Annotated in this window: 21 protein-coding genes; 13 read left to right on the forward strand and 8 right to left on the reverse strand. The window is 67.1% G+C overall.

Going from position 1 to position 23,722, the window contains the following annotated elements; translation table 11 throughout:
* The first annotated feature begins 55 nt into the window (after positions 1–55).
* The gene (locus tag ACVPT3_RS05160; protein WP_492043124.1) at positions 56–838 is read left to right on the forward strand and encodes a HisA/HisF-related TIM barrel protein; all 783 of its coding nucleotides are present in this window, start codon (positions 56–58) and stop codon (positions 836–838) included.
* Between the two features lie 381 nt (positions 839–1,219).
* On the opposite strand, the gene ACVPT3_RS05165 is transcribed toward ACVPT3_RS05160, so the two are convergent.
* A complete protein-coding gene (locus tag ACVPT3_RS05165) occupies positions 1,220–1,975 on the reverse strand; it encodes a tRNA1(Val) (adenine(37)-N6)-methyltransferase (protein ID WP_492043125.1) in 756 nt (251 codons plus the stop codon).
* 165 nt (positions 1,976–2,140) lie between these two features.
* Here ACVPT3_RS05165 and ACVPT3_RS05170 point away from each other — a divergent pair, with 165 nt between their 5' ends.
* Both ACVPT3_RS05170 and ACVPT3_RS05175 read left to right on the forward strand, forming a co-directional pair.
* Entirely contained in the window at positions 2,141–3,115 is a 975-nt protein-coding gene (locus ACVPT3_RS05170) for a polyprenyl synthetase family protein (RefSeq protein ID WP_492043126.1), read from the forward strand.
* Positions 3,105–3,758: a squalene/phytoene synthase family protein gene (locus tag ACVPT3_RS05175; RefSeq protein WP_492043127.1), complete on the forward strand. Its 654-nt coding sequence runs from the start codon at positions 3,105–3,107 to the stop codon at positions 3,756–3,758. The genes ACVPT3_RS05170 and ACVPT3_RS05175 overlap by 11 nt, the downstream gene beginning before the upstream one ends.
* Here the strand turns inward: ACVPT3_RS05175 and ACVPT3_RS05180 are convergent.
* Both ACVPT3_RS05180 and trmFO read right to left on the reverse strand, forming a co-directional pair.
* Positions 3,755–4,234, reverse strand: a complete 480-nt coding sequence (locus tag ACVPT3_RS05180) for a DUF2867 domain-containing protein (RefSeq protein ID WP_492043128.1) — start codon at positions 4,232–4,234, stop codon at positions 3,755–3,757. The two genes, ACVPT3_RS05175 and ACVPT3_RS05180, sit on opposite strands and share 4 nt — an antisense overlap.
* Positions 4,235–4,253: 19 nt before the next feature.
* Positions 4,254–5,669, reverse strand: a complete 1,416-nt coding sequence (gene trmFO / locus ACVPT3_RS05185) for a methylenetetrahydrofolate--tRNA-(uracil(54)-C(5))-methyltransferase (FADH(2)-oxidizing) TrmFO (protein WP_492043129.1) — start codon at positions 5,667–5,669, stop codon at positions 4,254–4,256.
* 76 nt (positions 5,670–5,745) lie between these two features.
* Between trmFO and ACVPT3_RS05190 the strand changes: the two genes are divergently transcribed.
* Both ACVPT3_RS05190 and ACVPT3_RS05195 read left to right on the forward strand, forming a co-directional pair.
* Positions 5,746–6,540, forward strand: coding sequence for a hypothetical protein (locus ACVPT3_RS05190; protein WP_492043130.1), 795 nt, complete (start codon positions 5,746–5,748; stop codon positions 6,538–6,540).
* A 100-nt stretch (positions 6,541–6,640) separates the two neighbouring features.
* Positions 6,641–7,441, forward strand: a complete 801-nt coding sequence (locus ACVPT3_RS05195; RefSeq protein ID WP_492043131.1) for a hypothetical protein — start codon at positions 6,641–6,643, stop codon at positions 7,439–7,441.
* A 25-nt stretch (positions 7,442–7,466) separates the two neighbouring features.
* On the opposite strand, the gene uvrA is transcribed toward ACVPT3_RS05195, so the two are convergent.
* The gene (gene uvrA / locus ACVPT3_RS05200; RefSeq protein ID WP_492043132.1) at positions 7,467–10,412 is read right to left on the reverse strand and encodes an excinuclease ABC subunit UvrA; all 2,946 of its coding nucleotides are present in this window, start codon (positions 10,410–10,412) and stop codon (positions 7,467–7,469) included.
* A 130-nt stretch (positions 10,413–10,542) separates the two neighbouring features.
* On the opposite strand from uvrA, the gene ACVPT3_RS05205 reads away from it, so the two are divergent.
* Positions 10,543–10,785 (forward strand): hypothetical protein, encoded by a 243-nt coding sequence (locus tag ACVPT3_RS05205; RefSeq protein ID WP_492043133.1) that lies wholly within the window; start codon positions 10,543–10,545, stop codon positions 10,783–10,785.
* On the forward strand, positions 10,782–11,069 hold the full coding sequence (locus ACVPT3_RS05210) for a type II toxin-antitoxin system RelE/ParE family toxin (protein WP_492043134.1): 288 nt from the start codon (positions 10,782–10,784) through the stop codon (positions 11,067–11,069). The genes ACVPT3_RS05205 and ACVPT3_RS05210 overlap by 4 nt, the downstream gene beginning before the upstream one ends.
* A gap of 2 nt (positions 11,070–11,071) precedes the next feature.
* Here ACVPT3_RS05210 and ACVPT3_RS05215 read toward each other — a convergent pair whose 3' ends face one another.
* Complete coding sequence (locus ACVPT3_RS05215) at positions 11,072–11,566, reverse strand: group III truncated hemoglobin (protein WP_492043135.1); 495 nt, start codon at positions 11,564–11,566, stop codon at positions 11,072–11,074.
* A gap of 230 nt (positions 11,567–11,796) precedes the next feature.
* Between ACVPT3_RS05215 and ACVPT3_RS05220 the strand changes: the two genes are divergently transcribed.
* Entirely contained in the window at positions 11,797–13,407 is a 1,611-nt protein-coding gene (locus ACVPT3_RS05220) for an ABC-F family ATP-binding cassette domain-containing protein (RefSeq protein ID WP_492043136.1), read from the forward strand.
* On the opposite strand, the gene ACVPT3_RS05225 is transcribed toward ACVPT3_RS05220, so the two are convergent.
* Positions 13,404–13,853, reverse strand: a complete 450-nt coding sequence (locus ACVPT3_RS05225; protein WP_492043137.1) for a tRNA (cytidine(34)-2'-O)-methyltransferase — start codon at positions 13,851–13,853, stop codon at positions 13,404–13,406. The two genes, ACVPT3_RS05220 and ACVPT3_RS05225, sit on opposite strands and share 4 nt — an antisense overlap.
* 194 nt (positions 13,854–14,047) lie before the next feature.
* On the opposite strand from ACVPT3_RS05225, the gene petA reads away from it, so the two are divergent.
* The 5 genes from petA (at position 14,048) to ACVPT3_RS05250 (ending at position 20,353) form a co-directional block, all read left to right on the forward strand.
* Positions 14,048–14,590, forward strand: a complete 543-nt coding sequence (gene petA, locus ACVPT3_RS05230; protein ID WP_492043138.1) for a ubiquinol-cytochrome c reductase iron-sulfur subunit — start codon at positions 14,048–14,050, stop codon at positions 14,588–14,590.
* A 16-nt stretch (positions 14,591–14,606) separates the two neighbouring features.
* Positions 14,607–15,935, forward strand: coding sequence for a cytochrome b (locus ACVPT3_RS05235; protein WP_492043139.1), 1,329 nt, complete (start codon positions 14,607–14,609; stop codon positions 15,933–15,935).
* Between the two features lie 32 nt (positions 15,936–15,967).
* Positions 15,968–16,813, forward strand: coding sequence for a cytochrome c1 (locus tag ACVPT3_RS05240; protein ID WP_492043140.1), 846 nt, complete (start codon positions 15,968–15,970; stop codon positions 16,811–16,813).
* Between the two features lie 151 nt (positions 16,814–16,964).
* Positions 16,965–18,632: a M28 family metallopeptidase gene (locus ACVPT3_RS05245; protein ID WP_492043141.1), complete on the forward strand. Its 1,668-nt coding sequence runs from the start codon at positions 16,965–16,967 to the stop codon at positions 18,630–18,632.
* 71 nt (positions 18,633–18,703) lie between these two features.
* Entirely contained in the window at positions 18,704–20,353 is a 1,650-nt protein-coding gene (locus ACVPT3_RS05250) for a M28 family peptidase (protein ID WP_492043142.1), read from the forward strand.
* Between the two features lie 60 nt (positions 20,354–20,413).
* Here ACVPT3_RS05250 and ACVPT3_RS05255 read toward each other — a convergent pair whose 3' ends face one another.
* Entirely contained in the window at positions 20,414–21,427 is a 1,014-nt protein-coding gene (locus tag ACVPT3_RS05255) for a DUF6607 family protein (RefSeq protein ID WP_492043143.1), read from the reverse strand.
* Between the two features lie 6 nt (positions 21,428–21,433).
* Positions 21,434–23,638 (reverse strand): TonB-dependent hemoglobin/transferrin/lactoferrin family receptor, encoded by a 2,205-nt coding sequence (locus ACVPT3_RS05260; RefSeq protein WP_492043144.1) that lies wholly within the window; start codon positions 23,636–23,638, stop codon positions 21,434–21,436.
* Positions 23,639–23,722 lie beyond the last annotated feature (84 nt).

Genomic DNA, 23,722 nt, shown 5'->3' on the forward strand with positions numbered 1-23,722 from the left:
CGGCGTGATCGATCCGCCCTTTCGCATCGGGCGCGACAGGACTAGGTCACCACCCATGACCGATACAGCCCCCGAAACCTGGTCCGTCGCCGGCCGCACCTTCAACTCGCGCCTGATCGTGGGCACCGGCAAATACGCCGACTACGCCCAGAACGCCGCCGCCGCCGAGGCGGCGGGGGCCGAGATCGTGACCGTGGCCGTGCGCCGGGTGAATCTGACCGATCCGAACCAGCCGATGCTGGTCGATTATGTGAAGCCCGACCGGTTCACCTTCCTGCCCAACACCGCCGGCTGTTTCACCGGCGAGGACGCGGTGCGCACCCTGCGGCTGGCGCGCGAGGCGGGGGGCTGGAGCCTGGTCAAGCTGGAGGTCCTGTCCAACACCGCCCACCTGTATCCCGACATGATCGAGACGCTGCGGGCGCTGGACCTGCTGATCAAAGACGGGTTCGACGTCATGGTCTATTGCACCGATGACGTGGTCATGGCCAAGCGGCTGGAAGACGCCGGGGCCGCCGCCATCATGCCGGCCGCCGCGCCGATCGGCTCGGGCCTGGGCATCCAGAACGAGGTCAATGTGCGGTTGATCGTCGAACAGGCCAAGGTGCCGGTTCTGGTGGACGCCGGCGTTGGCACGGCCTCGGACGCGACCCGGGCGATGGAGCTGGGCTGTGACGCCGTGCTGATGAACACCGCCATCGCCGGGGCCAAGGATCCGATCCGGATGGCGCGGGCGATGAAGCATGCGGTGATCGCGGGGCGCGACGCCTATCTGGCGGGCCGGATGGCCAAGCGGATGTACGCCGACCCCTCGTCGCCGCTGGCGGGCTTGATCTAAGGCGCGTTTCCAGACCCTCTCCCGCTTGCGGGAGAGGTGGCCCGGCGTCCGCGCAGCGGACCAGGGTCGGAGAGGGGAGTGTCGCTCGGCAGCGGGACTTCCCCCATCGTCAGCCGTCTCGCTACGCTCGACGAACTGACACTTCCCCCGCAAGCGGGGGAAGATCTTAGGCCGCCATCGCGCACAATGACGCTGGTTCCGTCCCAGGGTTTTCAACCGCTTGCCTGTTTCTCGCGCCGTCGTTCCCACCGGGGTTCGCCGCGCCCGTAAAATGCGCCCCATGACCCACGGCGGCGCCATCTCAATGCATAGGTCTGTCGCCTTGGCGGTTTGGCGGTTTGGCGGTTTGTCACCCTGTTTTTGCGACAGGGCGCCAGCCGCTCACCAATCCAGCGCGGCCTCGCCCCTCAGGATCGCCTCGGCCTCGGGCGTGTGTTTCGTCCCCGAACGGTCGTGCAGCACCAATGGCGGCAGCAGGCGCAGGGGCGCCTTGCCGGTCTTGATCGCCTGGACCAGCACCCGTTTGGCGGGTTCGTCGGCGAAGGGTTGCACCGGGCGGATGGCGAAGGACCCGGCCTTTTCCCCCAGCAGGGCCAGCAGGTCCGCCAGACGGTCGGCCCGGTGGATAATCACGATCCGGCCCCCCTCACGCACCGATTTCAGCAACAGGCCGATCCAGGCGGCCAGGCCGTCGTCGGCCATCCAGGCGCCCTGTTTGCCCGGGGCCGGCGCGCGCAGGGCGCCGGGGTCATCGAAGAAGGGCGGATTGGACACGGCCCAGTCGAAGGGCGCCAGGTCCAGGGCGCGAAACCCCGCCGCCACGTCGCCGGTCAGGACGTTGGTGCGGTCCCCGAAACCGTTCAGCGCCGCATTCTCGCGCGCCAGATCGGCGGCGAGCGAATCGCGCTCCAGCCCCGTCAGGCTCGCCTCCGCATGACGCGCCGCGATCTGCATCAGCACGGCGCCGGCGCCGCAGCCCGCCTCGAACAGCCGCTCGCCCGACCTGGGCGCGACAGCGGCGGCCAGCAGCGCCGCGTCCATGCCGGCGCGATAGCCGCGCGCGGGTTGCCGCAGCCGGACGCGGCCGTTCAGCAGGGCGTTCTCCACGACATCCGGCGCGGCGGGAACGGTGTCCAAACCTCAATCTCCTTGACCCTCAGAGGGTCGATCACCATTGTGCGCGCCATCGCGATCCGGCAAGCGGACGCGGTCGGAATTAGCTGCGCGGCGGACGTCGCGCGACGTGTGAAAGAATATCCCTTGGACGCTGTCCCTGCCGCCTCTCCCCGTCCGAAGGGGGATGTGAACGCCCTCGTCCGGCTGGCCGGATCCGACATGGCCGAGGTGGATGCGCTGATCATCGACCGGATGCAATCCGACGTGCCGATCATCCCAAAGCTGGCCGAACACCTGGTCTCCGCCGGGGGCAAACGGTTGCGGCCGCTGCTGACGGTCGCCGCCGCCCGCGCCTCGGGCGCTGACGGCGACATTCTGTCGCCCAAGAAGCTGGCCGCGGCGGTCGAGTTCATTCACACCGCCACCCTGCTGCACGACGACATCGTCGATGCGTCCGAGCTGCGGCGCGGCAAGGTCGCGGCCCACCTGATCTGGGGCGCGCCCACCAGCGTCCTGGTCGGCGACTTCCTGTTCGCCCGCGCCTTTGAACTGATGGTCGAGACCGATTCGATGCGGGCCCTGGGCATTCTGGCCCAGGCCTCGCGCGTGATCTCGGAAGGGGAGGTGCTGCAACTGACGCGCGCCCACGACCTGAACCTGGATCAGGCCACCTATCTGCAGATCATCTCGGCCAAGACCGCCGAACTGTTCGCCGCCGCCGCCGAGGCGGGGGCCGTGGGCGCCGGCGCCGATGTGGCCGCGACCGCCGCCCTGCGCGACTACGGCATGGCCCTGGGCATCGCCTTCCAACTGGCCGATGACGCCCTGGATTACGGCGCGACCGCCGAGGCCCTGGGCAAGAACGCCGGCGACGACTTCAACGAAGGCAAGGCCACCCTGCCGCTGCTGCTGGCGGTGGCCCGCACCAAGGGGCGCGAGGACGCCTTCTGGGAGCGGACCGTGACCAAGGGCGAGCGCACGCCGGATGATTTCGCCCGCGCCCGCGAGCTGGTCGTCGGCTCGGGCGCCATCGGCGCGACCCTGGATCTGGCCGGCGATTATGCCGATCAGGCCAAGGCCGCCCTGTCGGTCCTGCCGGCCTCCGACTGGCGCGCGGCCCTGGAAGACCTGGCCGATTTCGCCGTTTCGCGTGCCGCCTGAAGCTGATCCGGCGGCGGTGGCCGGAACCCTGGACGCCCAGGTTCGCGCCGCCGACCTGGATCGCTGGCTGTCCAGCCGCCTGGTCGCCGACGAACGCGCCCGCGCCGACCTGATCGCGCTCTACGCCTTCGAGGCCGAGCTGATGTCGATCCCCACGCGGGTGACCCAGCCCCTGCTGGCCGAGATGCGCTACACCTGGTGGGCCGAGCAGATGGACGGGGTCTTCGCCGGGATCCCCCGCAAAGGCCATCCGGTGCTGGAGGCCCTGACCGACCTCGTCGCCCGCCACGCCCTTGACCGCGCCCCCTTCGACGCCCTGATCGAGGCCCATATCGGCCGCGTCCACGGCGAGCCCCACGACCTGGACGCCTTCTACGTCGGCCCGATGCAGGCGGCGGTCCAGGTACTGGCCGGCCCGGGCTACGCCGAGAAGGTGGTCGAGGCGGGCCGTGTGCGGGGGCTGGGGCAGGTCGGACGGGCCGACGAGGCAAGGGTCGCGCGCCCCAAGGCCAACGCCGCGTTGAAGGGCTTGCCGGCAGAGGCTTTCCCGGCCGTCGCCCCGGCGACATGTGTCTGGCAGGATGAACCCGAGCCGCTCAAACGCCTGCGGCTTCTTTGGGCGATATTGCGGGGCCGAATCTAGATTTCCGTCTGCCGGGCCATCAAGCGGCGGACGATCCTTTTGTGAGCAGGACCTATTAGACCGATATAGGCCCTTCCGGCCCAACCATGACGATCCACCAATGTCGCGACCCGCATCTGACGCGGGGCCGTCGGCAACAGGGTGACCAGAATTCGAAAGTCGAGATGGCTGTCGTTGAAGCCCAAAACGATTTCGTCGGAGGTTTCGGAAACGACGGGAAACCCCGTTTCGCCGCCCAGCGTAAATGTCGCTGGCTTGAGGCCGGCCAAGGCCGCCAGTCGGTTGCGCAGCGCCAGCAACGCCGTCGGCCAACCGCCGGTCTGCCGAAGCATATGTTCCAGCGCGGCCCGCGCATTGGTCGCCGTCGTTTCCGTCGCGAAGGCGTCCCCCCAATTGGCCTGTGGCAGGGCAGGGTGCCGCATCAAGGACGGCACAGGGCGGATGAGGGACGAAGCCTGGAGCATGGACGAACCCATAGGCTCTTCCCTCAAGCGGTCATGTGGACAGATTGTCCTGGGATTCAGCGTCCCGCCACGCCTTCAGGCTCTCCATCGCCCGGATGCTCTGCAGCCGCTTCTTGGCCCGGCCGCGTTCCTTCGGGTGGATGCGCTTGCCGTCGTCATCGACCTTGGGCGCCTCCAGCGGGGGCAGCAGGCCGTAGTTGATGTTCATCGGCTGGAATTTCGAGCCTTCCAGATGCCCGCCGGTGATGTGTTCGACCAGGGCGCCCATGGCGGTCTCGGGCGGGGGCGCCGACAGGTCGCGGCCCAGGGCTTGCGCTGCGGCGAGGCGGCCGGTCAGCAGGCCCATGGCCGCGCTCTCGACATAGCCTTCGACACCCGTGACCTGGCCGGCGAAGCGCAGGCGGGGCATGGCCTTGAGCCGCAGCTGCTTGTCCAGCAGCTGGGGGCTGTTCAGATAGGTGTTGCGGTGCAGGCCGCCCAAGCGGGCGAACTGGGCGTTCTGGAGGCCAGGGATCATGCGGAAGGTCTCGGCCTGGATTCCGTGCTTCAGCTTGGTCTGGAAACCGACCATGTTGAACAGGGTGCCCAGGGCGTTGTCCTGACGCAGTTGGACGATGGCGTAGGCCTTGACCAGCGGGTCGCGCGGATTGGTCAGTCCGACCGGCTTCATCGGCCCGTGGCGCAGGGTCTCGCGACCGCGCTCGGCCATGACCTCGATGGGCAGGCAGCCGTCGAAATAGGGGACGTGCTCCCAGTCCTTGAACTCGGCCTTGGGTCCGTTCAGCAGGGCGTCGATGAAGGCCTCGTACTGGGGCTTGTCCATCGGGCAGTTGACGTAGGCGGCGGCGTCTCCGCCCGGGCCTTCCTTGTCATAGCGCGACTGACGCCAGGCGATGTCGAAATCGATGCTGTCGGCGTGGACGATGGGGGCGATGGCGTCGAAGAAGCTGAGGCTTTCCTCGCCCGTGGCCTTCAGGATGGCCTCGGCCAGGGCGGGCGAGGTCAGAGGGCCGGTGGCGACAATCACATTGTCCCAATCCTCAGGCGGCAGGCCGCCGATCTCCTCGCGGACGATGGTGATCAGCGGGTGGGCCGCCAGCTTCGCCGTCACGGCGGCGGAGAAGGCGTCACGGTCCACGGCCAGGGCGCCGCCTGCCGGCACCTGGTTGACGTCGCCGCAGGCCATGATGATCGAGTCCAACGCCCGCATCTCGGCGTGCAGCAGGCCGACGGCGTTGTATTCCCAATCGTCCGACCGGAAGGAGTTGGAGCAGACCAGTTCGGCCAGGCCGTCGGTCTGGTGGGCGTCGGTCTTGACGCCGGGGACGCCGCGCATCTCGTGCAGGATGACGGGCACGCCGGCCTGGGCGATTTGCCAGGCGGCCTCCGAGCCGGCGAGGCCGCCGCCGATGACGTGAACGGGGGAAGGAGAGGGGGAAGCAGTCATCGCGGCCTTCTAGCCGCCGTCTGGCGTGATGTCATGATCCCCTGCTATGTCGGCGCAGGGATATGGGGGCGTGAGCGTGAGCAGTCATCGTCATCTGCGGCTGGGTCAGGCCCTGTCGGCGGCCTTCGGCAGCCTGCCGCGTTTCTGGACGGGCGCCTGGGGCGCGATACTGGCGTGCGCCGTGGTCTGGGGTGCGGCCGATCTGGCGCCGCCCGGGAACGGGCTTGTCGCGGCGGCGGTCAGCCTGATCGCGGGCCTTGTCCTGACCGGCGCCGTGACCCGTGTCGCCGTGACAGAGGATCTCGAGGCGGCTCGTCGCCTGGGACTGGGGCCGGCGGGGCTCCAGTTCGGCCTGCCCGAGCTGCGACTTCTGGGCGCCGCCCTGCTTTGCGCCGTCTTCATGGCCATGATCCTGTCCGTCGTCGCCCTGCTGCTTCTGGCTGTGTTCGGGATGGCGGGTCTGGACGCCGAGGCGATCAACCAGCGGAACTGGCCGTCGGTCGGACCGGTCTGGAAACTCGTGATTTTGGCCGTCGTGAGCGCATCGGCGTCTTACGGCGTCCTGGTGATGGTCGTGCGGTTGTCGCTGTTCGCCCCGGCGACCCTGGGCCGGGGTCACATGGTCTCCCTGAACAGCATGGGCATCGCCCAGGGCAGTTTCTGGCCGTTGCTGGGCGGGCTCGCGGTCGTGGGCCTTCCGGGCCTCGCCCTCGTCGTGCTGACCGTCACGGGCCTTCTGGGCGGACTGGTCGGCGGGATGATCCGTGCGGCGGTCTTTGCCGGCGTCCAGGCGCCCCTGGGCTTGAGTTTCCTTGGCGCAGCCTATCGCCGGCTGGAATACTGGAAGCCGGAGGCCACGCCGCGCGGCTGACGGTTCCGCCGTCATCGTTCGCCCACTGGTCGACAGCACGCCGCAGGACGCCGCCCTCGTGATGGTCTAGGGTCGCGGCGAATCTGGTCTGGAGTCAGTCATGAGTTTTTCCGCCACCGATGCGGCGTTCGAGGGCTTTCGCGTCACGCGCCAGAATCCGACGGCGTTGCTGCTGTGGGCCGTCGTCTGGCTGATCGGTCTCATCGTCAGCGCCTTGATCGCGGCCCCGATCATGGGTCCCCACATGGCCGAGTTGCAGGCGGCGAACGGCGACGTCAACGCCCTGTCGCCCGAGGCCCTGCAGGCTTTCGTCCTGGCCATGGCGGGGTTCTTGCCGCCGCTTATCCTGGTGCAGGCCCTAATCATGCCGGCGGTCTATCGCGCCGTGCTTCGGCCCGAGGCCCGTCGTTTCGGCTATATTCGGATCGGCAAGACAGAGGCGTGGATGCTGGGCGTCCTAGTCATACTGGCCGCCATCCAGATCGCGTCGAACATCGGCGCGGATCTGCTGACGAGGGGCGCGACCGCGGTGGGCGGCATCGGGGCGGCGCTGGTCGTCAATCTGGCGACCTTCGCGGTCACGGTCTGGCTTGCCGCGCGGCTCAGCCTCGTCGCCCCTCTGGTTATGGTCCGTTCCGGCCTGCCGATCCGCGAGGGTTGGAAGCGTAGCGGCCCGATAGTCTGGTCGCTGCTCGGGGTCCTGTTTCTCAGTCTGGCCATGGCCCTGCTGGTCGGTCTGCTGCTGGCCCTGATTGGCTGGCCCCTGTCGGCGGCGATGGGCGGAGCGGGCGCGGGCGTAGCCTCGCTGCTGTTGATGATCCTGATGGGGCTGGGCGCAGCCCTTCTCACCACCCTGATCTGGAGCCCCTTCGCGGCGATCGTCAAACAGCTCGAAGGCTGACGACCAAGGCGCCAGCCTTCTGGGGTCAGGCTGACGCCTTCGCCCGCTTCTTCTTCGCCGGTTCACCCACCGACCCGCCGAGGGCCGCGACCCGCGCCTTGCGGCGGGTCTCGTGCCGGTCCAGCACCTCCTTGAGGTATTTTCCGGTCCAGCTGGCGCTGTTGTCCGCCACCTGTTCGGGCGTGCCGACCGCGACGATCTCGCCGCCGCCGTCGCCGCCTTCGGGACCGAAGTCGAGCAGATAGTCGGCGACCTTGATGACATCCAGATTGTGCTCGATCACCACGATGGTGTTGCCGGCCTCGACCAGTTCCTGAAGCACCTCCAGCAGTTTGCGGGTGTCCTCGAAATGCAGGCCCGTGGTCGGCTCGTCGAGGATATAGAGGGTGCGGCCGGTCGCGCGTTTCGACAGTTCCTTGGACAGTTTGACCCGCTGGGCCTCGCCCCCGGACAGGGTGGTCGCCGGCTGGCCCACCTTGACGTAGCCCAGGCCTACCCGTTCCAGCGTCAGCATCTTGTCGCGGATCGGCGGCACGGCCTTGAAGAAGGTCGCGGCCTCCTCGACCGTCATGTCCAGCACGTCCGAGATGGACTTGCCCTTGAACACGATCTCCAGGGTCTCGCGGTTGTAGCGTTTGCCCTTGCAGACGTCGCAGGTGACATAGACGTCGGGCAGGAAGTGCATCTCGATCTTGATGACGCCGTCGCCCTGGCAGGCTTCGCAGCGGCCGCCCTTGACGTTGAAGCTGAACCGGCCGGGGCCATAGCCGCGCGCCTTGGATTCCGGCAGGCCGGCGTACCAGTCGCGGATCGGGCCGAAGGCCCCGGTGTAGGTCGCCGGGTTCGAGCGCGGGGTGCGGCCGATCGGCGACTGGTCGATATCGATGACCTTGTCGAAATGCTCCAGCCCCTCGATGCGGTCGAAGGGGGCGGGGGCTTCGGACGCATTGTTCAGGCGGCGCGCGGCGGCCTTGTAAAGGGTCTCGATGGTGAAGGTCGACTTGCCGCCGCCGGACACGCCGGTGATGCAGGTGAAGGCGCCGACGGGGATCTCGCCGGTCACGCTCTTGAGGTTGTTGCCGCTGGCGCCGCTGATCTTCAGCATTCGCTTGCGGTCGATCGGGCGGCGGCCGTCGGCGGGAATCTCGATCTCGCGCTCGCCGGTCAGATATTTGCCGGTCAGGGAGTTGGGGTTGGCCATGACCTCGGCGGGCGTGCCCTCGGCGCAGACCTGACCGCCGTGGACGCCGGCGGCCGGGCCCATGTCGATGACATAGTCAGCGGTCAGGATGGCTTCCTCGTCATGCTCAACGACGAGCACCGAGTTGCCCAGGTCGCGCAGCCCCTTCAGGCTTTCCAGCAGGCGGGTGTTGTCGCGCTGGTGCAGGCCGATGGAGGGTTCGTCCAGCACATAGAGGACGCCGGTCAGGCCCGAGCCGATCTGCGACGCCAGACGGATGCGCTGGCTCTCGCCGCCCGACAGGGTACCGGAGGAGCGCGACAGCGACAGGTAGTCGAGGCCGACGTTATTCAGGAATCGCAGCCGGTCGCCGATCTCCTTCAGGATGCGGCGGCCGATCTCCATCTGCTTTTCGCTGAGCGCCTCGGGCAGGGCCTGAACCCAGTCGTAGGCCTTCTTGATCGACAGGGTGGAGACATCGGCGATGTCCTGGCCCCCGACCTTGACCGCCAGGGCCTCGGGCTTCAGCCGCTTGCCGTGGCAGGCGTCGCACGGGGTCTCGGACTGATAGCGGGCCAGCTCCTCGCGCACCCAGGCGCTGTCGGTCTCGCGCCAGCGGCGCTCCAGGTTCGGCAGCACGCCCTCGAACGGCTTGGAGACCTCGTATTTGCGGGCGTTGTCGTCGTAGGTGAATTTGATCTTCTCGGCGCCGGTTCCATACAGGATCGCCTTGTGCGCCTGGGCCGGCAGCTCGCGCCAGGCGACGTCCATCGAGAAGCCGTAGTGGCGGCTGAGCGACTGAAGCGTCTGGGTGTAGAGAGGCGAGGGACCGCGCGCCCAAGGGGCGACGGCGCCCTTGTGCAGGCTCTTGTCGCGATCCGGGATCACCAGATCGGCGTCGAAGGCCAGCTTGACCCCCAGGCCGTCGCAGACCGGGCAGGCGCCGAACGGGTTGTTGAACGAGAACAGCCGCGGCTCGATCTCCGAGATGGTGAATCCGGACACCGGGCAGGCGAACCGTTCCGAGAACAGCAGGCTGCGCGGCGCGGTCTCGCCCTCGGCCACGCTGGCCCATTCGGCGTTGGCGATGCCGTCGGCCAGACCCAGCGCGGTCTGAAGACTGTCGGCGTAGCGGGCTTCCTGGTCAGGCTTGGTGACGATCCGGTCCACGACGATGTCGATGTCGTGCTTGAACTTCTTGTCCAGCGTCGGGGCTTCGTCGATCGGATAGAATTGCCCGTCGATCTTCAGCCGCTGGAAGCCCTGGCGCTGCCACTCGGCGATTTCCTTCTTGTATTCGCCCTTCCTGCCGCGCACGACCGGGGCCAACAGCAGGATGCGCTCGCCGTCGGGCAGTGCGACCAGCTTGTCGACCATCTGGCTGATGGTCTGGCTCTCGATCGGCAGGCCGGTGGCCGGCGAATAGGGCACGCCGACCCGCGCCCACAGCAGGCGCATATAGTCGTGGATCTCGGTGACCGTGCCGACGGTCGAGCGCGGGTTCTTCGACGTCGTCTTCTGTTCGATGGAGATGGCCGGGGACAGGCCCTCGATCAGGTCCACGTCCGGCTTGCCCATCAGTTCCAGGAACTGTCGCGCATAGGCCGACAGGCTCTCGACATAGCGGCGCTGGCCCTCGGCGTAGATGGTGTCGAAGGCCAGGGACGACTTGCCCGAGCCCGACAGGCCGGTCATCACCACCAGTTGTTCGCGGGGGATGTCGAGATCCACGCCCTTGAGATTATGCTCGCGAGCGCCGCGAACGCGGATGAAGTTGTGCTTTTCGGTCATGCTGTCCGGGAACGCGGGTAGGGCCGGTCGGGTCCGGCGCGACATCGCTATATGGGGATGAATTGCGCGATTGAAGCAAGAACAATGTGCGAACATTGCGGCTGCTGTCCGCGTGAGATATTGTTGCGCCATGGCTGACGGGTTCGACATCCATCTCGATGAGGATCAGGCCCGCCAGCTGAAGGCGGCGGCTGAGGCGGCGGGCGTGGACCCGACGGCTTTTGCGCTCGACTTGATCGCTTTGGGGACCCAGCCCGACTGGGCTGAGGACGAACGTCGCTTTGCCGAATACGAGCGGACGGGAGAGTTCGTCAGCCCCGAGGAGTGGTTGGGCGGGTTACGTGAAATGATCGACGACAAGTTCAAGGCGTGACCGTCAAGGTTCGCCTGTCGAGACTGTCTCTTGTCGATAGGGAGCGAATATTTCTTTTCCTGGCGGAGACAGATCGAGCGGCGGCCTATCGCGCCTTGGACCTGCTGGCGCAGGGCTTTGAGGACATCGCAGCTTTCCCGCAGATCGGGCGAGCGGCGCCCAAGGGTTATCGATGTCTGGTGCTTCGGTTCGGTAGGGGCGGTTATGAGATCCGATATCGTCTGGTCGCCGATCAGGCTTTGGTCACCCGCATCTTTCATACACGCGAAGACAGGTCCTCTTGAAGCTAGTCCGGGGTCCACGCCTGCGTCGGCCGGACGAACCGTTCGCCCTTGGCCAGCATCACCCCGCTAGCGGTCGCGACGCCCAGTTCCAGGCTTTCGGCGATGCGGCGGGCGCGTTCGATGAAGTGGGCGGCGGCGACGGGCGGGCACAGGTCGCCGGCCGTCTCGACGAAAACCTCCAGCCAGCGATCGAAATGGCGGGCGTCGATCGGCAGGGGCAGGTGTTTCGGCATAGGTCGCCCCTGATAGACCCCGGTCGACAGGGCGACGGACGACCAGAACAGCTTCATCTGCGCCAGATGAGGGCCCCAGTCCGTGATGCGGTCGGCGAAGATTGGGCCGATCAGACGGTCGTCGCGGACGCGAGTGTAGAAGGTCTCGACCAGGGCGTCGATCATCGCCTCGTCTATGCCGGTCTCGTCGCGCAGGCGCTGGACGGCGGCTTCGCGGCGCGCGGCGGCGCCGGCGGGGTCTTCGATGCGGAAACGGCTTTCCATGGAGTCGTCCTAGCGGTCTGGAGAGCAGATCGCCACTGGACCGACGGTCCGCCCCGGCCCCGGGGATTTCACGCGGCCGTGTTCGCCTCAGGGACGACACGGGCTTGCGCATTGCGCAAATACGACCCATCCTCCTGTCTCTGACGAGTTTTGAGCAGGAGGCTCGAAGATCATGATCATCGCACTGGCAACCGGTTCCGCCCTGTCCGCCATGCTGCTCGTGATCCTTCATGCCAACCAGCCAAAGCCGAAGCGCGTCCCTGTCCGCGCTCGCGACCCTCGACAAGGTCGCCGCTAGGACGCCCGTCGGCGTTACGCTTTTCGACAATCTGAGCCTGACGTTCGGGCCTGAGCGCACCGGCGTCGTCGGTCGCAACGGCGCGGGCAAGAGCACCCTGTTGCGCTTGATCTCGGGCGACCTGTCGCCGGCCGAGGGCGTGGTGACGCGCGTCGGGACGATTGGCGTGCTGGATCAGCGCCATGATCCTGCGCCGGACGAGACGGTCGCCCAAACTCTGGGCGTCGGCGAAGCCCTGGCGGTGATCGAGCGGGCGCTGGCCGGCGAGGGCGACGCAGAAGATCTCGCGAACGCCGACTGGACGCTCGAGGTGCGGATTGCCGAGGTCCTGGCCGAGGTCGGGCTGGGGGACCTGGTCATGGACCGGGTGACGATCAGCCTGAGCGGCGGAGAACACACCCGGCTGCGGCTCGCTGGCCTGTTGCTGGCGCGGCCGGACCTGATCCTGCTGGACGAGCCGACCAATCATCTGGATGTCGAGGCGCGGCGACTGATCGCGGAGGTGCTGAGCCGCTGGGACGGTGGGGCCGTGGTGGTGAGCCATGACCGCGATCTGCTGCGGCGCATGGACCGGATCGTCGAGGTCTCCAGCCTGGGCGTGAGCGTCCACGGCGGAAACTACGACCTCTACGCCGAGCGCAAGGCGACTGAGAGGGCGGCTGCGGAGCGTGATCTGGCGAGTGCGGAACGGACGGTCGCCCGCGTGGGGGCGGAGGCCCAGCGCCGCACGGAGATGAAGGCGAAGCGCGACGCAGCCGGACGGCGCAAGGGCGCCAAGGGCGACATGCCGAAAATCCTGATCGGCGCGAGGGCGGAGCGGGCCGAGAACAGCGGCGCCGGCGACCGGCTGCTGGCGGCGCGGCAAGCTGCAGAGGCGGAGGCGGCCCTGGCGTCGGCGCGCGAGCGGGTGGAACACGCCCGCGCCCTGTCGATTCCCATGCCGTCGAGCGGACTGGCGTCAGGACGCACCGTGCTGGTGCTGGAGGATGCGGCCTGGGAGACGCCGGAGGGGCGAATCGTCGTTGGGCCGGTCAGTCTGCGGCTGACAGGGCCGGATCGGGTTGGGATCACGGGGCCGAACGGCGCCGGCAAGACGACCCTGCTGCGACTGATGTCCGGCGCGCTCGAGCCGACGACGGGGCGAGTTGAACGGCCGGTGCGGGCGGTGCTGCTGGACCAGGACGCCGCGATCCTGAAACCGGATGAAACCCTGGTCGAGGCTTGGCGGCGGCTCAATCCCGAGGGGTCGGTCAACGACGCCCAAGCGGCGCTGGCGCGGTTCCTGTTCCGAAATACGGCGGCGCATCGCAAGGTAGGCGCGCTGTCGGGCGGCGAACGTCTGCGGGCGGCCCTGGCCTGCGTCATGACGGGCGCGAAGCCGCCGCAACTGCTGATTCTGGACGAGCCGACCAATCACCTGGATCTCGACTCGCTCGTCGCCGTGGAAAACGCGCTGCGGGCCTATGACGGCGCCCTGATCGTTGTCAGCCATGACGCCGATTTTCTGGACGCCATAGGGATCGAGCGGATAGTCGCCCTCTAGCCGACGTCGCCGGTTTGCCGCAGTCCCTCCCACAGGGCGATGCCTGCGGTCACCGACAGGTTCAGCGAACGCGCTTCGGGGCGCAGCGGAATCACCACGCGGGCGTCCGCGGCGGCGTGGACATAGTCCGGAGCGCCGGACGTTTCCTTGCCGAACAGCAGCGTGTCGTCAGGCTGGAAGGCGAAGTCGGGCAGGGGCGTGGCTCCGCGCGTGGTGAACAGAATCAGCCGTCCCGCAGCGCGGTTGCGCTGAAACGCGTCCCAATCGGTATGGCGGCGCATATGGGACAGGGGGCCGTAATCGAGCGCGGCCCGTTTCATGGCGCGGTCGTCAAAACGAAAGCCCGTAGGCTCCACGACGTGCAGTTCCACGCCGAAACAGGCCGACAGCCGTATGCAGGCGCCGACGTTCTGAGGAATGTCAGGTTGAAAAAGGGCGAGACGCATTCTAAGCCCTAGGTATACGCGACCTGGGGGTTTGTCGCGGCCTGTTTGCGAGCGTTTCGCAAGAAACGTCAGCGACTTGCGGTTCAAGACCGCAAATACAGGCCGAGGGGAATGCTGGGCGTCGTTTTTAGGGTTCGTGCCGTACCAGAGGAACGCCAATAGAGGTGTTCCCGGCGGTGTTCGAGAGGTGAGACGTGGCCGAAACGGGTGTGCTTCCGGAAGGCGAGGGCGATCCGAATCGCCGCGACTTCATCCATATTGCGGCCGGGGCCGCCGCTGCGGGGGCCGGGGTCATGGCCGTCTGGCCGCTGATCAACCAGATGAACCCCGCCGCCGACACCCTGGCGCTGGCGTCGATCGAGTTCGACCTGACCAAGGTTCAGGAAGGCCAGCAGGTCGTCATTAAATGGCAGGGCAAGCCGGTGTTCGTGCGGTACCGCACCCCGGCCGAACTGCAGCGCGTCATCGCCGACGACCATGCGCCGGACCTGAAACAGCCGCAGACTGACGCCGAGCGGACCAAACCGGGCCATGAGCAATATCTGGTAGTGGTCGGTTCGTGCACCCACTTGGGCTGTGTCCCGACCTTCGGCGCCGGCGACTACGGCGGCTGGTTCTGCCCCTGCCACGGTTCGCACTATGATGCGTCCGGGCGGATCAGAAAGGGGCCGGCGCCCCTGAACCTGATCGTGCCGGACTACGAATATACGTCCGACACCCGCGTAAGAATCGGTTGAGGGCGAAGGGGAGGACATGAGCGAACACGAATCCACCTACGTCCCGAAAACGGGCGTCGAGAAGTGGCTGGACACCCGGCTGCCGATCATCCGCTTCGGCGCAGACTATATGTCGCTGCCGACACCCAGAAACCTGAACTACTGGTGGACCTTCGGCGGCATCCTGGCGCTGTGCCTGATGACGCAGATCGTCACCGGCATCGTTCTGGCCATGCACTATACGCCGCACGTCGACATGGCCTTCGCCTCGGTCGAGCGGATCATGCGTGACGTCAACGGCGGCTGGCTGATCCGTTATGTCCACGCCAACGGCGCGTCGATGTTCTTCATCGCCGTCTATCTGCACATGCTGCGGGGCCTGTACTACGGCTCGTACAAGGCGCCGCGCGAGATGATCTGGATCATCGGCTGCGTGATCTTCTTCCTGATGATCGCCACCGCCTTCCTGGGTTACGTCCTGCCCTGGGGCCAGATGTCCTTCTGGGGCGCCGAGGTGATCACCAATCTGATCGGGGCCATTCCGGTGATCGGCGAGCCGATCCTGATCTGGCTGCGCGGCGGACCGGCGATCGACAATGCGACGCTGAACCGCTTCTTCTCGCTGCACTATCTGCTGCCCTTCGCCATATTGGGCTGCGTCGTCCTGCACCTGTGGGCGCTACACTCGGCGGGTCAGAACAATCCGGTCGGCATCCTGATCCCCGCCGATCGCTCGAAGAAGGACATGCTGCCCTTCCACCCCTATTTCACGCTGAAGGACGGGTTCGCGATCATCCTGTTCCTGCTGCTGTTCGCGATCTTCGTCTTCTATCAGCCGAACGCCCTGGGCCACGCCGACAACTATATCCCGGCCAACCCGCTGCAGACCCCGGCGCACATCGTGCCCGAGTGGTACATGCTGCCCTTCTACGCCATCCTGCGCGCCATCCCGGACAAGTTCGGCGGCGTGGTGGCCATGTTCAGCGCCATCGGCGTGCTGTTCATCCTGCCCTGGCTGGATACGTCCAAGGTGCGGTCGATGCGCTATCGCCCGACTATGCGGACCTTCTTCTTCATCTTCCTGGTGGTGGGCGTGGGTCTGGGCTGGTGCGGCGGTCAGCTGCCGGACGCCCCGGTCATTCCGGGGTTCGCGGGCTTCAATTTGGGAGATGGCAACATCAACTCCTACCTTTGGCTGACGCGGCTGTTCACGGTCTACTACTTCGTCTTCTTCGTGTTCATCATGCCGTTCGTCGGCCTGAAGGAAACGCCCTTGCCGATCCCGGCGACCATTTCCGAGCCGGTCCTGACCGGCGCGGACGCGATGCCGGCGCTCGCTCCGGCCTCGCCTGAGAAGAAGGGGTGAGGGCCATGATGATCGGAAAAATCAAAGTTTCGATGTCCAGAATCATCGCCTCGACCGCCGTGGCCGTCGGTCTTCTGGCGGCGGCTCCGGCCCTGGCGGCTGGCGGAGCGGCTCATCCGCGCTCGGGCGGGTTCAGTTTCGAAGGGCCGTTCGGCGTCTATGACCAGGGCCAGCTGCAGCGCGGCTACAAGGTCTACCAGGAGGTCTGCGCCGCCTGTCACGGCATGAACCTGATGCACTATCGCAATCTGGGCGACCGCCACGGGCCGTTCTGGAATCCGAAATACCCGAACCCGAACGACAATCCGGTGGTGAAGGCCCTGGCCGCCGAGGTGCAGGTGCCGGATATCGATAGCGAGACCGGCGAAGCGATCCAGCGCGACGCGACGCCGGCCGACAAGTTCCGCAGCCCCTATCCGAACGCCACGGCGGCGGCGGCGGGCAATGGCGGAGCGGCGCCGCCCGACCTGTCGGTGATGGCCAAGGCCCGTCACGACGGCGCCAACTACATCTATTCGCTGCTGTCGGGGTATCGCGCGGCGCCTGCGGGCCTGCAGATCCGCGACGGCCAGCACTACAACCCCTATATGGCCGGCGATCTGACGCCCTTCTGGACGGGCGATCCCCACCATGTGCCGGAGGGCGGCTTCATCGCCATGCCGCCGCCCTTGCAGAATGGCCAGGTCACCTATGACGACGGTTCGCCCCAGACGGTTGACCAGTACGCCAAGGATGTGGCCGCGTTCATCGCCTGGACGTCCGAGCCGAAGATGGTCGAGCGCAAACAGGCCGGCTTCGGGGTGATCATCTTCCTGCTGATCTTCGCGGGGCTGACCTACGCCAGCTATCGTCGGATATGGAAAGGCGTCGCCCACTAGGCCTCATCTGATCCTCAGCCGCATAGAGCCCGCCGAGCGTCGCCTCGGCGGGCTTTTTGCTGTGCGGCAAATGTCGCAGGACACGGAATCGACACGATGGATTTCGCCGCCTAGGGTCAGGCTCCTGTTTCCGGCTGTGGGGCCTTTGTTCATGCGTATTGCCACTTCCTTCGCCGCCGTGCTGCTGGCCGGCGCCGCCCTGTCCGCCTGCGCCGCCGCGTCCGGCCTTGAAATGGTTCAGACGGCGCCTGCCTTCGACGCCGCGCAGATTTCCGAGGACATCCGTGTTCTGTCGAGCGACGCCTATGAAGGCCGTGGCATCGCGACCCCGGCGGAAGACAAGGTGGTCCGCTATCTGAGCGACCAGTACGCCGCCGCCGGCTTCCAGCCGGGCGGTCCGAACGGCCAATGGACCCAGGATGTGATCCTGAACCGGTTCGTCCAGTCGAACGTCCAGGCCTCGCTGAAACTGGGCGACTGGAGCCTGCCGATGACCCAGGGCCGGCAGGTGGCCATCTCGACCCGGCGCCCGGCCGAACACGTCAGCCTGAAGGACGCGCCCCTGGTCTTCGTCGGCTATGGCATCAACGCGCCCGAGCGGAACTGGAACGACTTCAAGGGTCAGGACCTGCGCGGCAAGATCCTGGTCGTCCTGGTCAATGACGCCGATTTCGAGGAGCCGGCGCTGAACACCTTCGGCGGCAAGGCCATGACCTATTACGGCCGCTGGACCTACAAGTACGAAGAGGCGGCCAAGCATGGCGCGGCGGGCGTCCTGATCGTGCATGAGACGGTGCCGGCCTCGTACGGCTGGGCGACGGTGGCCAACTCCTGGGGCGTGCCGCAGTTCGACATACTGCGCCCCAACGCCGCCGAGGAACGCGTGGCGATGGAGGGCTGGATCCAGCGCGACGTAGCCGTGGACCTGTTCCGCCGCGCCGGCCTGGATTTCGACGCCCTGAAGGTCCAGGCGCGCAGCCGCGACTTCCAGCCCGTGCCCCTGCCGGGCGCCGCCTTCTCCACCGAGTTCGACGTGGCGACCAACCAGGTCACCAGCCACAATGTCATCGCCCGCCTGCCGGGCGCGACCCATCCGGATGAAACCGTGCTGTACACCGCCCATTGGGACCATATCGGCATGGGCGAGCCGGACGCGACGGGCGACCGCATCTTCAACGGCGCCGTCGACAACGCCTCAGGCACGGCCGGCCTTCTCGCCCTGGCCCGCGCCTATGGCCAGGCGCCACGCACCGAGCGGTCGGTGGTGATGATCAGCTTCACCGGCGAGGAAAGCGGTCTGCTGGGATCGGAATACTACGCCGTCAATCCGGTCTATCCCCTGGCCAAGACGGTCGGCGGCTTCAACATGGATTCGATGAACGTCTACGGCCGGGTCACCGGCCTGGGTGTCACCGGCTATGGCCAGTCCGATTTCGACGAGCGTCTGGCTGCGGCGATCCAGTCGCAGGGGCGCACCCTGGTTCCGGATTACGACAATGCGGCGGGCACCTATTATCGGTCCGACCACTTCCCCCTGGCCAAGCGCGGCGTGCCCATGGCCTATGCCGCCAGCCGAGGCGATTTCCGTGATGAACCGATCGCCCAGCGCGAAGCGTCGCGCGCCGAATACGGCGCCAAACGCTATCACCAGGCGGCGGACGAATGGTCTGCGGACTGGGACTATAGCGGGATGATCGAGGATCTGGCGGTCTTCTACGACGTGGGCAGGGGCTTGGCGAACGGTCGTGACTGGCCGCAATGGAAGACGGGGTCCGAATTCGGTCCGGTCCGCGCCACGACTGCGTCCGAGCGTCGTTGAGGCGTCGTCCAGCGCCGGGCCGGGACCCGGTCCCGGCCTTTTCCATCCGCCCCTGGTATCGAGCTTCAGTCATGCTTCTTCGTCGTTCGCCGGTCGTCGCCTTGGCGGCGCTGGTGGTTTCCGCCTGCGCCATCGCGCCGGTCAGCACCGCGAGCCTGGCCGCCGACCCCTTCGTCACCGCGTCGGCGGCGGATCCCCGGTTCAGCCCCGAGCGGCTGTCCGACCACATCAAATACCTGGCCTCCGACGAGCTGGAGGGGCGCTTCCCCGGCCTGGTCGGCGAGCGGCTGACCCTGGCCTACCTCCAGGCCCAGTATGAGGCGATGGGGCTGGAGCCCGGCGGTCGGGACGGGTCCTGGCTGCAGCCGGTCGATCTGGTGCGGTTCACGCCCGAACGCGCGCCGACGGCCGCCTGGGTCGGCGCCGACGGCGTCAGCCATCCGTTGATTTCGGGACAGGACATCACCCTGCGGGCCGGGCCGGCCGATCCGACGGTGAGGATCGAGGGCGCGCCTCTGGTCTTCGCCGGCTATGGGATCGTCGCGCCAGAACGGGGCTGGGACGACTACGGCGACGGGGATCTGACGGGCAGGGTGGTGGTGATCCTGCGGGGGCAACCCGAGGCCATGGGGGCGGATCCCAACTTCTATGGCTCAACGACGCACAAGACGCAGGAGGCGTTGAAGCGCGGGGCCGAGGGCGTGATCACTCTTCAGGATGACGCCGGTCGCTGGCGCCGGGCCGTGGGCGGAGCCGAGCGACCGCGGATGGCCGTAAAGGGCGCGCAGGATGTCCGGTTCGACGGATCGATCAACGCGGCGGCCGCGACAGCGATAGGCGGCGCAGACCTGGACGACGCCGTGGCGCGGGCGAAGGCCGCAGCTCTGGGCGGGGCGCTGGACCTGGGCGCCCGACTGACGCTGGACATCGCCGAAACGACCGATGTCATTCATTCCAACAATCTGCTCGCCAAGATCCCCGGCGCCGCGCGGCCCGATGAATATGTCGTCTATTCCGCGCACTGGGATCATATCGGCAAGGCCAGGGAGCCGAACGCCGACGGCGACGACATCTATAACGGCGCCTGGGACAACGCGTCCGGCACGGCGGGTCTGATCGAGATGGCGCGTGCCTTCAAAGCCGGTCCGGCGCCCGAGCGGACGGTGATCTTCCTGCACGTCACGGCCGAGGAGCAAGGTCTTCTGGGATCCGAGGCCTATGCTGCCGATCCCGTCTATCCGCTGGCCAGGACGGCGGCCGACATCAATATCGACATGCTGCCCTTCACCCCCGCGACGCGGGACGTGGCCGTGTTCGGCGTCGGCAAGTCGGAGCTGGAGGATATTCTGGGCCGGTTCGCCCGGGTTCAGGGCCGGACAGTCACAGGCGAAGGCTATCCGCAGGAGGGCTTCTACTACCGGTCCGATCATTTCAACTTTGCGGCAGGCGGGACGCCGGCCCTGATGCCCTGGACGGGGCGTGACTTCGTCGAGGGCGGCCTTGAGGCCGGCACGGCCTATTACGAGGGTCAGATGGCGCGCTATTACCACAAGCTGACCGACGAATGGCGGGCCGACTACGACTTCACGGCGGCGCTGCAGAACCTGGATCTGCTGTACCGGCTGGGCCTGACGGTCGCGAACAGCGAGACCTGGCCCGCCTGGAAGCCGACCGCCGAGTTCAACGCCATCCGCGACGCCACCGCCGATCAGCGGCGTTAGACACGAAACGGCGGCCCGGAGGGGAGCCCGGGCCGCCGTCGATCATCCGCAGCTGCGGGGTCAGCGCGCGGATGTCGCCTGGGCGATCAGGACGCGGGCCTTGGCGACCGCGTCCGCCTCTGTGGTTTCGCCGTCGGCCAGGGACTGGGCCAGGTCCATCAGCGGCGCCCCGGTGACAGCGCCGGTTTCGGCCTGCTGTTGCAGATGGACCCCGTTTCCGGCGACGATGGCCGCGTCCCAGGCGTCGCGCACGGCGGCCCAGAATCCCTGTGTCTTCGCCCAATAATCGTCGCCGGCCTGGGGTGAATAGCTGGTCGAACGATCGTAGGTGTTGATCACATCCTCCTGAACGACAGCGACCGGCTCGCCGTCGGTCTGGCCGGACATCTTGATGTTGTCCTGGATATGGACCCAGCCGTTCGGTGTCAGGATGTGGCGGTTGGTCCCCAGATAACGGTCATAGACGGGATTTCTCACCGCATCGCGCCGCGCCAGCGGCCGCCAGGTCGGGTTGGACGTCCAGGCCGACAGGCCGTTCTCATAGGTCCAGCGGCCGACGCCGCCGTACCGGGGCGAGTCGTCTGTTTGCCATACGGTTTGGGACCAGGCGCCGTCGCGTTGATCGGCCGGAACCGGCGTCAGCACCCACTGGTTCGGCCCGGCGTAGGTCAGCACCGTCTGGGGCTGATAGACCCAGTCCTGACGCCAGTGTTTGATGACCATGACCTGGCCCTCATGCTCCATGACCAGGATGTGCTGCAGGCTGATCTTGTCGCCCTGATCATAGACGACGCGGACGATCTCGCTGCCGCCCGACAGCTTCTCTTCCAGCGGATCGTAATCGGCTTGGAAGCCGACGTTCTCGCGCATGTCGAAATGGACGCGGTACTGGCCAGCCTGCACCAGGATCGACTGGCGATCCCGTTCGAAGGCGCTGGCGGGGGTGGAAGCCGCAGCCGGGGCGACAACTCCGGTTTCCAGCGCCTGGGCGGCGGGCGCCCCGGCGGTCAGCAGGGCGGCGGCGATCAGGATGGCGCGCATGGGGCGGGGGCTCTTGATGTCGGAGGCTTGCATGATCGCTTACAGACGCAGGGTCAGGGACAGGCCGAAGTTGCGGCCCGGCTGGGTGTAGGCGTCCTTGATGGACGAGGCGGCGGACAGGCCGCGCACGTCGCTCCACCAGCCGTATTTCTCGTCAAGAACGTTGAAGGCGCCGGCCCGCAGTGTGGCGCGCTCGGTGACGTTCCAATAGGCGGTCACATCGAGCAGGGTGAAGCTGTCGCCGGTGTAGCAGGCCGATCCGCACGAGAGTTCATAGGTGGCGGCGTCCTTCTTGTCCGACCAGGTCACGACAGCCGAACCGCCCCAGACGCCCGAAGGCGCAGCATAGTTCAGTCCGCCGACCAGCTTGATCGGATCGACGCTGCTGAGTTGGGTCTTCTCGCCGTCCGTTTCCTGCTCGCCGTCCGCAAAGGCGGTGGAGACGATCAGGCTGACGCCGTTGTTCCAGGCGATGTCGGCCCGGGCTTCCAGCCCCCAGATGTCGACATTGGTCAGGTTGACGTACTGATAGATCAGCGGATCCACGCCCGGCACGCCCGTGCCCGACACCACCACCTGTTCGATGAAGTTGTCGTAGTGGGTGCTGAAGGCCGTGGTCTGGAGCCGCAGTTCACCCCCGAAGGCCGCGATGTCGCGGAACCGCAGGCCGCCTTCGATACTGTCGCTGGTCTCCGGCTCCAGGTCCGGGTTGGGGATCGAGGTGTAGCCGTAGACGGGATTTTCGAAATAGTTGTTCACCTGCATCGGCGACGGCGCGCGGAAGCCCTCGGCGTAGTTGGCGAACAGGCCGAAGCGACGGTCGGCCCACCAGACGACGCCCAGCTTGGGCGAGATATGGTCTTCCGACTGGCCCGTGGCGGACGCCGGGAACAGGGCGTCGACTTCCGGCGACAGGTCGTACCAGTCGTAACGCACGGCGGGGATGATGCTGAGCGCGCCCCCCAGCAGTTCGATCTCGTCCTGAATGAACAAGCCCGCCAACTGGTAGTCGGTCTTGGGGAAGGCGCGGGTCGGGAAGGTTTCGCCAACAGGCGGGGTGACGCCATCGCGGACGCCTTCCTGCGTGGTCATCGACCAGTCGCCGCCGACCGTGACACGGTGTTCCACCGCCTCGCCCGCGCCGAAGACGCGCGCGCCCTGGGCGGCCAGGCCGTAGACGGTGTTGTCGAAGGTGGTGTCGCGAACCCGGTCCACGGCCGGGGTACGGTCTTCATAGGTATATTGGCGGGTGGTCGCATCCTGCCAGTAGGCGCTGACGGAACCGCTTTCGAAGCCGGCGAAGTCCTGGAAGCGCCACTCGCCCTTGAGGCTGTCGCGCTGGGTTTCGTCATGGGCGGTGACGCCCAGAACCGTCGCCGATCGGGCGGTCAGGGCGTCGCCGTCCATTTCGGAATCGAGATGGTCATAGGTCAGGCGCAGCGAATGGCCGGGCGCCACGTCCCAGACCAGCTTGGCCAGGATGGCGTTGGAGGTGAAGTCCTGCGGGTTGGGCTGGGTCCGGGCTGAACCGACGCCCCCGACCTCGCCCTGGTTCTCCGTCTCCTGGTGATCGCGGCGGGTGTAGGCGAGCAGGCCCGAAACCGACCCCGTGCGGCCCGCGAAGGCCAGGCTCTCGGTCCAGCCTTCGTCCGCCGAATTATAGGCCGCCCGCGCCCGTGCGCCGAAATCCTGGCTGACCTTCAGGAAATCGGACGGGTCCTTGGTGGTGAAGGCCACAGCGCCGGCGACGCCGTCCGAACCATACAGGGCCGAGGCGGGGCCGCGCAGGATCTCGACCGACTTGACCATGTCCAGGTCGTTGTAATCGCCGCGCCCCACGGCCTGGGCGCCGAAGCTGAAGCCGCTGGGCAGGCGCACGCCGTCGTTGATGATCAGCACGCGGTCGCCGCCCATGCCGCGAATGGTGAAGCCCGAATTGCCGTCGCGACCGCCGCCTGACAGCGCCAGGCTGAAGCGGGCGGGCGAGGTCGGCACGCTGACGCCGGGTTCGAACCGGATCAGGTCCTTGATGTCGGTGGCCAGCAGGGCCTCGATCTGGTCGGCGTTGATGACGCTGACCGTGGCGGGGGTGCGCGAGGCCAGGCGTTGGGACCGCGTGCCGATGACGATGACCGGATCGACGTCGGTCGCCGGCGTATCGGGCGTTTCGGCCCATGCGGACGGGGCGATCAGGACCGAACCGAAGGCGGCTGCGGCGGTGGAGAGGAGGAGTAGGTTGCGCATAATGGCCCCGCTTGATGACAGGCGGGGGTATTACTGCGAACGATTATCAGAATCAACCGCAATGAACTTGGGGTGTGAACCTTA

It is taken from the genome of Brevundimonas sp. FV1ps31S, assembly GCF_058681265.1.